The sequence below is a fragment of the Candidatus Defluviilinea proxima genome, assembly GCA_016721115.1.
Classification (GTDB): Bacteria; Chloroflexota; Anaerolineae; order Anaerolineales; family Villigracilaceae; genus Defluviilinea; species Defluviilinea proxima.
This window is the reverse complement of sequence record JADKIW010000001.1, coordinates 680,447-694,678: the sequence shown is the minus strand read 5'-3', so window position 1 is coordinate 694,678 and position 14,232 is coordinate 680,447. Positions and strand designations below refer to the sequence as shown.

At 50.1% G+C, this 14,232-nt stretch carries 12 protein-coding genes and 1 pseudogene; 2 read left to right on the top strand and 11 right to left on the bottom strand.

Features of this window, described 5'->3' with window-relative positions; all coding sequences use genetic code 11:
- The 4 genes from IPP66_03195 to IPP66_03180 all read right to left on the bottom strand — a co-directional run bounded on the left by IPP66_03195 (position 1) and on the right by IPP66_03180 (position 2,482).
- Positions 1 to 696 (bottom strand): Type 1 glutamine amidotransferase-like domain-containing protein, encoded by a 696-nt coding sequence (locus tag IPP66_03195; GenBank protein MBK9924274.1) that lies wholly within the window; start codon positions 694 to 696, stop codon positions 1 to 3.
- On the bottom strand, positions 687 to 1,115 hold the full coding sequence (locus tag IPP66_03190; protein MBK9924273.1) for an NUDIX domain-containing protein: 429 nt from the start codon (positions 1,113 to 1,115) through the stop codon (positions 687 to 689). Before IPP66_03190 ends, IPP66_03195 begins: the two co-directional genes overlap by 10 nt.
- A 55-nt stretch (positions 1,116 to 1,170) precedes the next feature.
- On the bottom strand, positions 1,171 to 1,575 hold the full coding sequence (locus IPP66_03185; protein ID MBK9924272.1) for a hypothetical protein: 405 nt from the start codon (positions 1,573 to 1,575) through the stop codon (positions 1,171 to 1,173).
- 79 nt (positions 1,576 to 1,654) lie between these two features.
- Positions 1,655 to 2,482 carry a hypothetical protein gene (locus IPP66_03180; GenBank protein MBK9924271.1) on the bottom strand — a complete coding sequence of 276 codons (828 nt, stop codon included), beginning with the start codon at positions 2,480 to 2,482 and terminating at the stop codon, positions 1,655 to 1,657.
- Positions 2,483 to 2,679: 197 nt separating this feature from the next.
- Between IPP66_03180 and IPP66_03175 the strand changes: the two genes are divergently transcribed.
- Complete coding sequence (locus IPP66_03175; GenBank protein MBK9924270.1) at positions 2,680 to 3,285, top strand: DsbA family oxidoreductase; 606 nt, start codon at positions 2,680 to 2,682, stop codon at positions 3,283 to 3,285.
- A 51-nt stretch (positions 3,286 to 3,336) separates the two neighbouring features.
- Entirely contained in the window at positions 3,337 to 4,701 is a 1,365-nt protein-coding gene (locus IPP66_03170; protein ID MBK9924269.1) for a cytochrome P450, read from the top strand.
- A gap of 63 nt (positions 4,702 to 4,764) precedes the next feature.
- On the opposite strand, the gene IPP66_03165 is transcribed toward IPP66_03170, so the two are convergent.
- The 7 genes and pseudogenes from IPP66_03165 to IPP66_03135 form a co-directional block, all read right to left on the bottom strand.
- Positions 4,765 to 5,529 (bottom strand): hypothetical protein, encoded by a 765-nt coding sequence (locus tag IPP66_03165; GenBank protein MBK9924268.1) that lies wholly within the window; start codon positions 5,527 to 5,529, stop codon positions 4,765 to 4,767.
- Between the two features lie 99 nt (positions 5,530 to 5,628).
- A complete protein-coding gene (locus IPP66_03160) occupies positions 5,629 to 6,348 on the bottom strand; it encodes a hypothetical protein (GenBank protein MBK9924267.1) in 720 nt (239 codons plus the stop codon).
- 160 nt (positions 6,349 to 6,508) lie between these two features.
- Positions 6,509 to 7,366 carry a hypothetical protein gene (locus IPP66_03155; protein MBK9924266.1) on the bottom strand — a complete coding sequence of 286 codons (858 nt, stop codon included), beginning with the start codon at positions 7,364 to 7,366 and terminating at the stop codon, positions 6,509 to 6,511.
- A 139-nt stretch (positions 7,367 to 7,505) separates the two neighbouring features.
- A pseudogene (pap, locus tag IPP66_03150) lies at positions 7,506 to 8,985 on the bottom strand (polyphosphate:AMP phosphotransferase).
- A gap of 176 nt (positions 8,986 to 9,161) precedes the next feature.
- Positions 9,162 to 9,977 (bottom strand): hypothetical protein, encoded by an 816-nt coding sequence (locus IPP66_03145; protein MBK9924265.1) that lies wholly within the window; start codon positions 9,975 to 9,977, stop codon positions 9,162 to 9,164.
- Positions 9,978 to 10,141: 164 nt separating this feature from the next.
- Positions 10,142 to 12,139 carry an alpha/beta hydrolase gene (locus IPP66_03140; protein MBK9924264.1) on the bottom strand — a complete coding sequence of 666 codons (1,998 nt, stop codon included), beginning with the start codon at positions 12,137 to 12,139 and terminating at the stop codon, positions 10,142 to 10,144.
- A 185-nt stretch (positions 12,140 to 12,324) separates the two neighbouring features.
- Positions 12,325 to 14,130: a prolyl oligopeptidase family serine peptidase gene (locus IPP66_03135; protein ID MBK9924263.1), complete on the bottom strand. Its 1,806-nt coding sequence runs from the start codon at positions 14,128 to 14,130 to the stop codon at positions 12,325 to 12,327.
- Positions 14,131 to 14,232 lie beyond the last annotated feature (102 nt).

Genomic DNA, 14,232 nt, shown 5'->3' with positions numbered 1-14,232 from the left:
CTAGATCGAAAACGCTTTCCCCGCTTTGTGTGTTTCTGTGTGACCATTTCTATACAGTGTCACTCCGCCGCGCCCGTGAACTGTCCATGTGTTGTTTGGGCCATCATCCAACATGCCGGTCTGTTCGTCGACGCCGATCAAGGTCACATTTGGGATTTCTTGCATAAGTTTGGGCGCCCAGCGTTTACCAAAAGTATCGTGATGCGGCAGGACGAGTGCATTGGGAATGAGATTCAACCCTTCTACAACTGTCCCTGAACTGGGGTCATAATAGAACTGACACATCACCATCGCACCCGCGCTTGAGCCTGCGATGACGGCTCCGTTTTTGTAAGCATCAAGCGAAGCCTTCCATGTGATGCTGTCTTTGAGTGTTTGACCGAGATAATGAGTGAAGCCCCCGAGCATGTAGATCATTTTTGCCGAGCGCAAAGAACTTGCGAACTCTTCATTGTTTGCGCTCGGCTTGTCTATGATCTTGAGGGAGGCCACATCCCTGACGCCGAGACCCCTAAACCAGCGCGTGCCAATACCTCCAGCGTTGTCGTAGTTATGATCTGGCGCAGCAGCCGTCGGGATGATGCGAAGCGGAACGTCGAATCCGCCCGCCAGTTCGATGGCGCGCAGATCAGGGTCACGCATCCGCCTGCCAAATTCCGCGCCGCCTTCTAAAAGTAAATGTCCCATCATTGCCATCCAAACTCATTGAACGTAACACCATTCAAATAATTCTCAATTGCGCGCCGCACATAGGGGATTGTATTCTCGGGCAATGAGTTCATATCCACCCAACGCAGTTCGTCGCATTTATCAGGCTCAGCATTGAACGGCTCTCCGCTCCACTTTTGGACTTGGACAAAAAAGTCCACACGTTCATCGCCTTCGATGCGATGCATAACGGAGGAGAAGCGAAGATCGCCCGCCTCAATACGGACCCCGATCTCTTCCTCTGCCTCACGAGCCGCCGCGCCACTGACAGTTTCACCGCCATCCAAATGCCCCGCAGGGACGCTGTATTCACCATCGCAATAGCCTGTGTTGAAGCGACGCAACAACAAAATTTGTTTTTCCCGAAAGAAAAACAAGTGTACTGTGACAGGGAACTTTGCACGCATGATCAGAAGCCTTCTTGGAGTCTAATAAAAATCCGCCGATAAGGCGGATTTCTTTTTACTTTAAAAGTAATCCTACTTTTTCAGGGTTGGTCGGGTCAGACATATCCACCATCACTTGAACCACGGCACCCGTTTGCACCTGTGCCAGTCTGATAAGCGGAATGGTCATGGTCTTTGTAACTTGATAAACAGGATACATCGGCATGCGGACTTCCAACGTGATCTTGACCTGCGGATTGTTATTGATGAACATACCTGTATCTTGAAGTGCAAGGATGGTCGCTTCGCCCTGCGTGCCCCTTGCCATCAGGTTTTCTGCTCTCTGTTGATTCTTACGCATTAAATAAATAGGAATTGCGACGGCCGCGGCCGTGGTGACTAGCATACAGAGAACACTGATACAAATGATCGCGATCGTGAAGCCTGAAGCACCCAAACCGATTAAAGCTGTAGGATCCATGGTTTCTCCTCTTGATAATGATAAATTTTACTGAACGATGGTTTGCATTGTAGCATAAGGAAAGCCAAACATGCGGCCTTTATGGAATTGTGTAGGCTGTCAACTCAATGACGCTTGTTGCGCCGTTGACCTGACTATCTGTTTTTATCATCCCTACTCCCGATGCGTACCACACTGTGGATGTGCTGGTTATGGCTGTGGGAACCTCTGAGCCATTGAGCGTGATGGTGATCTTCATATCGGTGGTGCAATCCACATGGACGGCATCGAAAGTCCCTGCAGGCACGGTCACAGACTCGGTGTTGCCCACTGTGCAGGAGTGTGCCGTCTCATTTTTGGCCGGGATTTCCTGTCCGTTGATGGTTTCGATTCCCTCGAGTATGAAGTTTTGCGTCCAGGTTTCGCCGGGGTTAAGTGTTGCGGGCATTGTGACGCCGCTCATTTCCGTGGTTTGAAAAGACACGCTCACGTTGCTTGATTCTACATTGCTTGTCCCGCTCTGACCGCCATCCGGTTGGAGTGCGATCAACGCGCCTGCATCACACTTCCAATCGCCGGTGCGTGTGACGCCATTATCGAACGCATCCTGATCGGTGAACCCATCTGCATTGACGGCGATGATGGAGCGAGTGAAGTTGCCGGGCGCCGCACCTGAGAATGAGTAAGACCACGATACGCCAACGGCTATGGGATAAAAGGGATTTGCACAAGCGCCGCTTCCGGATTCACTTACGGCTGGTGCTGGCGGTTCTGTAGCCGTTGCTGAGTCTGATGGCGACGAAGTGACTGCAGATGAATCAGTTGGTGCAGGGGCCGCCGAGGAAACGGAATTGCCCGGAAGACTACATGCCAATGAAGATACGATCAATGCAATAATGGATAGAACAGGGAAAAGACGACGAGACATAAAAGTTCTCCTTGAATTGGGATATCAGATTTTCCACACTTTATGAGGCTGGCTCAATCCCCCATACGTAAGAATTATTGAATGACGGATGTCTAGCTTTTATAAATTTATCGAACACAAGTTGACAGTCACTTTGCTCCCTGCGCTCTGCTTGTGGAGTGCTTCGCAAAAGTGACTGTCAACTATTAAGGACATGTATGGATTTCAAATTAACCATTTTCTCTGACTATATATGACCATGGTGCTATGTCGGCCAGGGTGTGGTCGAGAGGTTGAAAGAAGAATATAATGTGGATGTAGAGTGGCGTCCTTTCTATTTACGCCCCGATACACCGCCGGAAGGACTGGAACTCCCCAGCTATATTCAGCAGGCGCGGGCGAACGGTTCAGAGGAGCGACTGGCTTCTATCGCACGTGCTTATGGTATGGGCTTCCGATCCACAGATCGAATTTATAATACGCGCCTCGCACACGAAGCAACTGAATATGCGAGAGAGCAAGGCAAAGCGAATGAGTTCCACAAGATCGTATTTCGCCTTGTCTATGTGGAAGGAAAAGACCCCAACCAGTGGGATGTCCTTCGAAGCGCGGCACAGGAAGCAGGTCTCGATGGCGAAGCGATGCAAAGGGATGTGGAAAGTGGGAAATATACAGAGCCGGTGAAGGAACAGGTACAATGGGCACATCAGGTCGGAGTCTCCGGCGTGCCAACGTATGTGATCAATGACCGGTATGCACTGGTGGGCGCACAGCCGTATGAAGTATTCAAAAACGCGCTGGCGCAGATCATGAATCAAAAGTAGTTCTTTATCTAAAACGAGTTTGATAAACGATGATCTTATAAAGGGAGCAAAATGACCACACTGGATACTTTACAAGCGAACACGCAATTACCCCCGCCTCCATTGGTGCCAGGCCTGCCGCTATTGGGCAGTGCGCTCGATTTCCTCAATCGCCCGATGGAGTTTTTCCTTGATTGTTATCACAAGTACGGGCCGATCTTTCGCATCACGGCCGCCAATCAAAAATATGTAGTGATCGCGGGCCTCGAAGCGAATCGTTTCTTTTCACAGGATAAGGATGAGATCTTTTCGAGCGAACCGCTGTTCGGTGAATTTGCTCAACAGATGGGTTCAGCCAATTTCATGGTGGCGATCGATGGCGCTCCGCATCGTCATATGCGCAAGGTGATGCAACGCGGCTATTCCAAAAGCGGACTTGCTCCGCACCTCAACAACATGGCAAGCCTCACCTATCAGGCCGCCCACTCATGGACGCCCGGCAAAACCATCTTTGCACGCGATGCATTCCAACGTCTTGTCACTGAGCAATTAGGTACAGCGCTCACCCGTCATTCTTCCAGTGAACACTTCGAAGCCATTCGCATTTACCTGGGCACTCTGCTCAACGTACTTGCCATCAAGCGCCAGCCGCGTCTCATGCTTTCTCTACCGCGTTATTTGAACGCGCGTAAAAAAGTAACAGAATTCGCAAGGCAAGTGCTCGAGGAACATCGCCAATCGCCGAACCCCGAAGCCCCTGACCTCGTGGATGATCTGCTGGCTGCTGTGGATTGGAAAGGTAACCCACTCACCGAAGATGATCTGCTGGCCGCTACGATCGGTCCGTTCTTTGCGGGCATGGATACTGTTGCCAACACGATGGGCTTCATGGTGTATGCGATCATCAAACATCCCGAAGTGTATGAAGCGATCCAAAAAGAAGTGGATGAACACTTCGCTGACGGCATTCCTCCCTATCAGGATCTTCCCAAACTACAGGCCTTATACGCCGCCACAATAGAGACGCTTCGTCGCTACCCGGTAGCTCCATTCACTCCGAGAGGAGTGAGTCAACCCTTTGACTTTGCCGGGCATCATGTGGAGGCTGGACAGGAGATCATCATTGTCAACGGTCTCACACATTACCTGCCAGAGTTCTTCCCTGAACCTTGGAAGTTCGACATTACCCGCTACATTGAACCACGCAGAGAACACAAACAGGGACAAGGCGTCTTCGCGCCGTATACATTAGGTCCGCATACATGCCTTGGCGCAGGCGTAGCTGAAGTGCAATTGATGGTGACCGTAGGTGCCTTACTGCGTGCCGTCAAATTGGAATTGGAAACGCCCGATTACGAGATCAAGACCAAACTCATGCCCATCCCCGGGCCAGACCCGAAGTTCAAACTCCGTGTAGTGGAACATCGGAAGATATAAAATACCCGATACGAATCAAAACAGGACTGGCAAATTTGCCAGTCCTGTTTTGATTCACGCTATTCATGAGCCAAGCCGTGTTTGTGTGTTGATAAATAAATAATACACGGCGAGGCCGGCACTATATACCAGCACGGCAATGTAGACGATCAGATTGAGCATGCGCTCGGGGTTGACTGTATTGAACAAAAAGACGAACGGGACGATAAGCACCAAGTCATAAGCGAGGAAACTCAACAGTTGGCCGACTGCATTTCCCCAACGTGGACGGAGCAAAGCATAGATGAAGTAAAAAGCATCACCGAGGAAGATACAGCCAAAAATGACGGATGAATCGGGGTTCAAATCCCAGGGGAAGATCTGTTGATGCAGAACCAAAGCTCCACCGGCGAAAAAGAGTGCGGTGATGAAAATCCCAAATGAAACACGGACGACTGTTGGTGTGGGACGCTCATCGGTAAGAGACAAGCCGCGACTCCAAAAGAAAGCCACGCCACTGACAATTGCCATGAAGATGGATGCGATACCGAAGATGAGCATATCGGCACGGCCTTGTGTGACAAGGCGAAAGAAATAAATGGAGCTCGTGAATGCAATGACAAAGACATTCAACGAACCGGCTGGGAGTGCGGCCAGTTCGCCTGTCCAGCCGATCCAGATAGCTGCGGCACTGACCGCCGCCAAAATGGAACCAATAAAGATATAGGAGTAACGCCCATCCTGCCAGGGCCAGACGCTAAGTGCTGTTGGATCGCGAAAGATGAAGCCCAACCCCAATATCAGGATGACAAGACCGCCAATGAATATGAATGTACGAATGATTTTCATGAAAGCACCTCCAGGTTTTTATAGTTAACTCTGTGACTGTAATTGTGTTTCGTTGAATGAAAGCAAACACACCTCTCATTGCGAGAGGTGTGTGGTGGATTATTTCTTCCTGCCTGTTTTCTTTCCATCACTGATGGCGACTTGTCCCGTCTTTGTGTCATTCCCTGCCTGTGGATCTTCAAGTGGGGCTTTTTGAGTATCCAGCCGTAGTGCCGAGCGGGTATATTCAAATAGAAATATAAACGTCATCAGAGAAACAGCAATATCTACAACGATAAGAATGTTACTCTTTGATCCGATATCACCTGCGATCTTGAGCACGGAAAATGGCAACAGGGTGATCAAAAGCACTAAAACGTACAGCCACTTGGAGATATTCTGTGCGACTGTCCGGCCACCCCAATAAAATTTTCCCTCGCGGGTAAAAGCAACACTGTCGTCGGTCAAGCTCAATGATTTACGGATCTCGTCTTCGACAGCGCCTAGATACTGGTAATAGCGAAACACGGATAGATTTGTGGCGTAGAGTTTCTGCATCAGGTAGAAAATGATGACAAGGACAGCGCTAAGCAACACATCAAACGGGAAGTTGGTATAGAGCTGTGTGACGCGAGCCGAATCACCGATCTTCAGAATGCTGGCGATGGCCTCGACCAGTAATTTATCGAATTCAGGGACACGGAGCAGGAAAAGGAGCCCGACACTCGTAGTGAGCACCAAATAGACGAACAGCCTATTCCTTTCCTTCCATGTTTCATAGGTGAGTTCGAAAGTTTTTTGATAATGGTCTGTTACAACTTGGACTATTTCATTTGCCATGGCGCCCTCGCTTCTTTGAAATTATTTGTCAAACGAAATCTGTTCCCTGATTATATCAAGTGCCTGTGATGATTTTTTAGGCCATACGTACAGCTGCCTGTCTTACGCATGCATCACGTGGCTTGGAGTTTTCCAGAGAACTGATTGAAGAGTGATCGATCTATCGAACAAGAACGAGGGTCACGATCCAACTTTGCAGGTTTGAGTTGGGTGCGTACGTGACCAATAGAATCTGTTTATCTTTCATGAACTCCATACCCAGCCATGGATGGTCTACAAGTTCCCAGCCCAGCGATTTCAGCGTGTCGCTGTAGAATGTTTCGATCGTGCCTGAATCTACAGGGACATTGAAGGAATAACGATCCGGATCGGCTCTTTGTCCCGCGATTGCCTGTGGCATGATGGGAATATCGTTCCATATGGTAAGCGGTTTCTCGGTTGATGTAAAAGCAACGGGAGTCCCTGAACTCATTTCATACAAGGTGAGCGCGATGGACGTGGCTGTAGCATCTGGCGCGGATATTGGGTCATGCGCCGGGGCTGAAGTGGAAACAGTCTGGGAAGTTGGACTGAATAAGGGTTTCATTCCCAACAAGACCATGCCAGCGACGAACAGGAGGAGAAGCCCGTTTTGTATCCAGCCAGCCCACTTCTGGGCTTCGGGGGTTTTAGGATAGGCATTCCATTTTTGATACAGAGACGCACCAATGACGATCGCCACGAACAACAAGAGACCATAGATCACCCCAGCATACAAACTCATCGGAAAGATCCCCAACTCCGTCCTTTCGCCTGTTTCCTGATCGACGCAATACCATGTGAGGGTCGTGATCGTTGAACCGGGATAGGGACGATATGTTTGCGTTTCCAATTCCATCTCGCCTCGCGGACAAATAAACGGCTTGGCGATTCTGTTCATGGATGGGAACATGGCTCCAAAGCCGATGGAGATCGCCGTGATTCCCATGAAGATGGACCAGATAAATATCAAAGATAATGCACTACCACTCAGTTTCATTGGATGTGATTCCTTTCATACGGATAATGCTTTGATTGTCACTTCATCTTTTGAAACTCACCAACCCCCGAATGAACTAGCGTAAAAAATTGAGGCACCTGCATGTAGTGTAATGCAGGTGCCTCAAGCGATTCCTTTTTTACTTCAACTCGCGCCGTAATTTCTCTGCAACCGTGCGCAGGGATTTGATGCGCGCGAAATATTTATCGTTGGCTTCCACCAGCGTCCAGGGTGAAGCGGGGGTGCTGGTCTTCATGAGCATCTCTTCTGCGGCGGTGATGTAATCCTCCCATTTGCCACGATTGCGCCAATCTTCATCGGTGATCTTCCAGGTTTTGTAATTGGTGCGCGTGCGTTCACGGAAGCGGTTCAGTTGCTCCTGTTTGCTGATGTGCATCCAGAATTTAAAGACGATGGTGCCAAAGTCGGTGAGTTGACGCTCGAACTGATTGATCTCGCTATACGCGCGGCGCCAATCGGCTTCGGTGCAAAAGCCTTCGAGGCGCTCCACTAATACGCGCCCATACCAGGAACGGTCGAAGATGGCGATCTGTCCCTGCTCGGGCAGGCGCCGCCAAAAGCGATACAGGTAATGACGTTCCTTTTCTTCGCCCGATGGCGCGGCGATGGGCCAGACCACATAGCCACGCGGATCGATGCGTTCGGTCAGACGTTTGATCGTGCCGCCTTTGCCTGATGCATCCATGCCTTCGAAAACGATGACCACAGGCCGCTTCTGTGTATAAACTTGAAAGGCAAGTTCATGTAATTCAGCCTGCAACGCTTTGAGCTGTTTGCTGTATTCATCGCCTTCAAGTGCCAGTGTAAGATCAAGGCGCTCAAGCATTGACGGCTCCTTTCATCTCTTTCGCCGCACGCGGACGTTTGGCTTTCGTCTCTGATGGAGATGGCAATCCCAGACGCGCTTCGAGCGAAGCGATGATCGTTTCAAAAACCTTGATGCGCATGTAATATCGATCGGATGCCTCAACAATCGTCCAGGGGGCATGAGGCGAATCGGTCCGTGCGATCATGTCCTCGACAAAGCCAGCATATTTTTCATAGCGTTTGTTCTGTAGGATGTCCTCTTCATCCACCTGCCAGGCAGTTAACTTATCTTTGCGCAATTTCTTGATGCGTTTTTTCTGGTCCTCTTCAGCGATGTGCAACCAGAATTTCAAAATGACAGTTCCATCGGCGGTCAACATCTCTTCGAATTCCGCGATGTCTTGATACGCAGTGCGGAGTTCATTTTTCTTGATCGTTTTGTCCAGGCGGTCGATTAAGACCCTGCGATACCAGGATGTGTCGAACGCGACCATTTGTCCGCGGGCAGGGATCTTGCGCCAGAAGCGCCACATCCACGGGTAGCGCAGTTCGGCCGTGCGTGGCGGCGTGATCGGGACAACGCGGAAGCCGCGCGGGTCGAGGCGCTCAGCGAGCAAACTGATCAGCCGTCCCTTGCCTGTGGCGGACCAGCCCTCGAACACAATGATGACGGGAACGTTCGCGTTGAAGACCGCGTGTTCCAATTCATAGAGACGTTGCTGTAGCGGCCCTAATTTCTTTTTGTATTCCTCTTGCCCTAAAGCCAGATCGAGATTGACGTATTCAAGCATGGAGAGCTCCGGTGGGATGGGTTGTCACACTTGTTATTTTACCCTTTCATTCGTGGTTGATTGTGAGCAGAAAAATAGACAACAAACTGCCATCTACCATTTGGGATGTGTCCGTTAGGGTAGATGGCAGTTAATTGCTTTGAGCAGGGTCAGGTTTAGTTATCTTTCGTCGTTACCTATTCTACAAAGTGATGGAAAAAGTCTCCTTCAGCAACCCAACCGATCTCTCCATTCGGAAGGACTTCCACTTTCCATAACCAGTAATAGATCGACGTCTCCTTGGAATAGCCGCAAACAGGGCCATCCAAAACATTCAGCTTGGTGAACTTATCCAAATCTCTTACCACTGTGTCGGGAGACATGACGGGGATTTCTCGTAACTTCAATTTGTCGGTATCTTCTGTCACAACAGTGACTTGTTGGCCGATCGCAATACGTGGGGCATCTACACCGACACAGGTTAACGCTGTAGGTATCGCCGTTGTCACAGGAGTTAACGCTTCGATGTAGTAATGAGATAAGTCGCCTTCAGCCACCCAGCCAGTTTCTCCGCTGGGAATAACCTTTACAGACCAAAACCAAAAGGAAGTTCCCGCCTCATCTGAATGGACGCAGTACGGTCCTTCCAGAACTTTCAGCATGGTAAATTGGGCCAGTTCCATTTTCACTGCGTCAGACGAAGTTCTGCGCTCAGACCTTAACTTCAGCTTGTCCGAATCTTCAACCATGACCTGGACTTCCTGACCAACTCCGATATGTGGCGGCGGTGCGCCCAGACAGATCAAGTCAAGTGTCGGTATTGGCAGGGCTTGTTCAGTTGCCGTAAGGGTTAATGGCGTTGCGGTGGCTGTCGGGGCGGTTTCCATCGTGTTCAATGGAACAGGCAATGTGCTTTGAACTTCCTCTGCCTGCGGTGTTAACACGGTAACTTGACTGGAACAGGCTGTGGTCAGGACCATCAACAAAAGAATTAGAGCAAATCGTTTTGACATATTTTATTTCCCTTTTCTATGGATTTACATCTATAAACGGAATGTGTTCCGTTGAAGTTCCAGAAATTATCACACAGAACAGCGGACAATAAAATGCCCTCTCCATAACAGAGAGGGCATTTGGAACTCGATCAATTGCACAGATCTGGGAGTTGGCTTATTAATTACTTTGAAAGATCTACTTTTTCGCCATCGTATACGCCGGCGACCGTAATCGCCCACTCACTATCACGCGTGTAGGTGAGGGAGCCGTCTTTTAGCCCAGTCACATCCACCTCAAAGGTGAGCAGGCTATCATCATAGATGTATGAGCCGTTGCCAGTAAGTGCAAAGCCGTCTGAGAAGGCGCAGTTGTCAAATTGATAGGTGTTAGCGGTGTCACTCGATTCATAAGCAAATGTCCCGCCATAGGGACAGGCAAAGGACTGGGTATTACCGTCAAGGACGTAATAGTGTTCGGGCAGGTAGTAGATTTCGTTATCTACATCTGCGAGTGCATCGAGCGGATTCTTGTAACCGGAGGCATCTGCCAAAGCAAGTGGAACGAAATCATCTGCCACAACACCCTCGCATACCGTTTCCCTTTCTGCAGGGAGTTTGCCCTCGACGAGGAAATCCGTCACAAGGGTATCCACACATTCGTTACCCCAGCCAAAGATGACATGCGGACCGCCGGTCTCGGTGACCATATATCCATCCGAAAGATGCGTGAATACATTCTTCGCGCCTTCATATGGTGTGGCAGGATCGGTAGTGCCATTGAGAACGAGCGTTGGATGTCCATCACCTGTGAACGGTTCAGCAAACGGCGCCGGATTGGAATCATCTGCTGGGTACGGCCAATACACACAGGGAAAGTCGCCGTAAAAGACCGAGGAGAAATGCGACAAGCCGGTATCTACCTCGTCACCCTCCTTGATGAAGATCGAGGCTTGTTCCTCAGGTGTCTTGCCCGGTTCAGCATAGTCGCGGCAGGTTACGCCATAGTAAATGGCATCTGACCAGGATGGATCCAGCAGTGCATCCTGTGTATCCGGGTTGATGTACAGTGCATTGTAGACTACGCGGGCCAGTGGCACGAGCGACCCATCGCGAGCGTAGGAGGCAAGGGCACGCAGAAAGATCATGCGGGCAGTCTCAGAATACAGGAAGCCCGAAGCGGACTCGAGGTCGGCGAAGTTAAACTCACGTTGCTCGACCGCACCGTTGGGAAGTGTATATTCGAAAGTAGCAGGCGCCTGCTTCAACTGCGTTGACAGTTCATCGTAAATGGTCAATGCATCGCGCCCCATATCGGCGGCACAGGCTTCATCTGCGTTGCAGGCTTCGAGTGTAGCGACCAATACATCATTGAAAGCGGCGGCCTGCCCTTTGAGAAATTCAATGTCGGTTTGGGTGAGGTCAACTGTCCCGTCAAGGATCAGACCCGCAATGTGATCGGGATGCGCTTTGGCGTAGATCTGCCCGAACTGCGTCCCGTAGCTTTCGCCATACAGCCAGAACTTTTCATCGCCCATCAACTCGCGGAAGGATTCGAGATCTTCCACCGCCTGCACGGTGTCAAGGTAGGGTAGCAGGTCAGTCTCGCCCATTTCTGAAACGCAGTCATCCACAAACTTTTGTGTGACCTCACGTAGTTGATCCTCACCTTCCGGTGTGGTTGCATCAGTATCAGTGCGATAGTATTCTGTCGCGGCGTTGACGCAGAATAACCCGCCGGACATGTTGATGCCGCGTTGGTCAAAGAACACAATATCGAAGTTCTCAGTGATGCGCGGATCGAAATAGGATGTGTAGTTTTCGGCACTTAATAGACCCGAACCACCTGGCCCGCCGATGACGGTAACGAACATCCCTTTGCGTTCGCCTGACGCCGGTTGGACGGCAAAAACCACATCTATCGTGCGTCCATCTTGCGGATCAAAATGATCTAGCGGTACAGTGACGTTGATACAGGTGAAGCTGTTATCGGGGCAGGGATACCCACCGAGTCTTTCCAAACGGGAGGCTGTATCCTCCTGCGGAATTTCAGTGGCCACCGACTCAGTTGGTGCGGAGACGGTTTCGGTGGGAACAGTGGTTGCCGTGGGGACGGCAGTAGGTGCGGCACACGCCCCGACAAACAATACCAGAATCACCAGACTGACCAGCGTCTTTTTCATATTTTCTCCTGCTCCAATATGTATCTTGCTGTAAATAGGTTTGGAACGATCATCTAATTGACCTTGATGATCGATGTTCTATTTTAACCCTTCCCCTCAGCGCAGAAAAACACATAACAAAATGTCCTCTCTTAAAGGAGAGAACATTTTGTTATGTCAATCATAACCGTGGGTATTATATTTTCTTACCCAAAAATACGATAAGCAAAGTTCAACATTTTTTCCTGGTTTTGGATCTGTTGTTCCTGATCTAGCGAACTGTGACCGCCATTGAACCAGTGGACTTCGATCTGTTTGCCCAGGGCAAGCAATTTTTCCTCGTACACTTTCATCTGGCGCGGAGGGCAACTGGTATCATTTTCACCCTGGATCACTAAAAGCGGAGCCCTGACCTGTTCAACATAGGTGATGGGAGAACCCTTCCGTATTGCATCCGGTACATCCTCCGGGGTGCCGCCAAAATAAGCACGCTGTATTCCCCGCATGGCATCAGACTCATCCTCATATGAGATTTTCCAATCAGCGATCGCGATGACTGCCATGCCTCCCGCCCACAACTCTGGGCGCCGACCGATCGCCTGTAAGGTCAGGTAGCCTCCATACGATATGCCGGTTAATAAGATCGCATCGGGGCGGGCAATCTTATTTTCCGTCAACCATTTGCATGCAGCTGCCATATCCTGCACCTCAAGGTCACCGAGATTACCCCAAATTGAGTTCTCAAATTTCTTTCCAAAGGTGGTCGAGCCATGGTAATTGAGGGTGAAGTAGGCATAGCCATGGTCCACCCAACATTGCGCGCCCGGATCGAACAGGGATGACATGACCCATGTTGGGCCGCCGTGGGTATCAAGGATCGTGGGGAAGGGGCCAGCGCCATCGGGGACGGTGAGCCACCCTTGAATGGTGTCTCCGTTCTCAGAGACAAGGGTGATGGACCGGAAGGGTTTTCCCTGCGGCACACTGCCCGCTTCCAATATGATTCGGGTTTGGGCCCCTGTTTTTGCATCCAGCGCGACCAGACAGGACGGATTCGCCGCATCTTGCCAGGTAACCCAGATCTCATTCTGCCCGGCAAAATAGGCACCGGTAAAAACACCAACGGTACCGACCGGGTGTTCCAGTTTGGTGACGGTATGCATGCCGACATCGTAACGATATAGTTGATATTGTGCCTGATAGATCTGACAGAGTAGTATCTGTTTGGAGTCGTTGGACCAGGCATGGGGGAAGATGGAACCGGGAATTTCATCCACTTGAAGCGGAATTCTTTCACCAGTGGATGTATTCCAGATCAGTGGACGTTCAAATCCTGATTGACTTGTAGTACAAACCAATCGCGCATCTCCGCGGACCGGGGAGAAGATCGGGGTTCCTATGCTTGCGTTTTCATCCCATAGTTCATTGACCTTTTCAGCGGTTTCCACGTTGAGAACCAGCAGGGATCTATCCATACTCTTTGTGCGTTCGGAGGAACGAAACGCCAGGAATTTTCCATCACTTGAAAGGACAGGCGACCCGATAACGTCTTCGCTATGGTAAATTGGTTCGGGTTCTCCGTCATTGGATTTTATATGGATGTTGAAACCATCTTTTCCTGCGGCGATGAAGCCCAGCACGTTTCCCGCCCAACTTTGGAAGATGACGTATGAACTGTATGGAGGCATATTGGGAGAAATATCTTCATCGTTCCCCCCTTCAAATGGAACTTTGACATAGTGGCCGATCTCGTTCCCACCTTCATCCTTCAGATAATAAATGGATTTGCCGTCTGGAGAGATGATTCCCAGCATAACCCCCGCTGGTTGATGTGTGACCTGTGTCAACTCGTTGGAGGGAATATCCCATGCGTACAGTTGATAGGCACCATCTTTGTTGGTGCAAACAAGACCACGGTCTGGGTTCTGCCGGGCAACCACTGCCGAAAGAATATCGGTCGCGCGAAAACGCTGACGCCAGGGGGCATCGGGGCGTAGGTCCAATTCTTTCATGTTTCCTCTTTGGATGGGTACGGATATTTATGCGGGCTGGAAATTTCGGATTGAGTGTAGCATTTTCTCTCATGAAATACAAATGGTGAATTCCTTTGCTGT